Source organism: Microbacterium sp. HSID17254 (assembly GCF_003989315.1).
GTDB lineage: Bacteria > Actinomycetota > Actinomycetes > Actinomycetales > Microbacteriaceae > Microbacterium.
Genome location: NZ_RBLT01000144.1, coordinates 1 through 917, shown reverse-complemented (window position 1 = coordinate 917; position 917 = coordinate 1). Strand labels below are relative to the sequence as shown.

The window sequence follows — 917 nt, the reverse complement described above, 5'->3', positions numbered from 1 at the left end:
TGTCGGGCCAGCACCATCAGCGCCCTGGCCTGCGACGGCGACAGCCCCCAGTCCGCCAGCCGCTCGGCGGAGGTGTGCCGCAGCCGCCGCGCCACGGACCAGAACGCGTCGACGAGATCACTCGGAATGTCGGGGTCCGGCACGGGAACAGACTAGCAAGCGACACTGTTGTCGCCTCATAGTGAGGTAACCACAGCAGTGTGAGGAGCTCTCCGTGGACCCCCGACCCCTGAACCGGCCCGGCCGGCCCGACACCCGCACCTCCTCCCCGGAGGAGAAGGACCAGGCCCGCGCGGTCTCGCTACGGCGCATCGGCGCCCTGTTCGCCCCGCACCGGGGCCCGCTCTCGGTCGTCGTCGTGACGATCGTCGCCTCGTCGATCGTCGGGATGGCCTCGCCGTTCCTGCTGCGCGAGGTCATCGACGTGGCGCTGCCGCGGCGCGACGTCACGCTGCTCGCCTGGCTCGCCGCCGGGATGGTCGCGGTCGCCGCGGTCACCGCCGCGCTCGGCGTCGGGGCGGCGGGGGGCGAGGCTCGCCCAGTAGATCCGCGACGACGACGCACGGGCCGAGCCCAGCCAGTACTGCATGAGCGTGTCCGGCAGCCGGTCCCGGCTGATCACGTTCTCCGGGCGGCCCGCGGAGTCGGTCCAGTCCCAGAACTTCTCCACGATCCAGGTGCACTGCGCGGCGGGGGAGTCGGCGAGGCCGTAGCCGATGGTCTGCGGACGGGTGGACTGCTCGGCGGAGTAGCCGGAGCCGTAGCGGGCGAACTCCTTGGAGAAGCGGATGTCGGCCTTCTCCTGCGCGGTGAGCCCGGCGGCGTCGACGGGCTTGGGGGCCACCGCCACTGGCAGGGGGATGCCGTTCAGGCTCTCCGGGGCGGCGGTCCCCGGCGCCGAGGGGCTCCGCGAGCCC

At 73.2% G+C, this 917-nt stretch carries 1 pseudogene; it reads right to left on the bottom strand.

Annotated features, from left to right (window positions below):
* Nucleotides 1-301: 301 nt before the first annotated feature.
* A pseudogene (locus D8M34_RS19370) lies at nt 302-917 on the bottom strand (hypothetical protein); the annotation flags it as partial.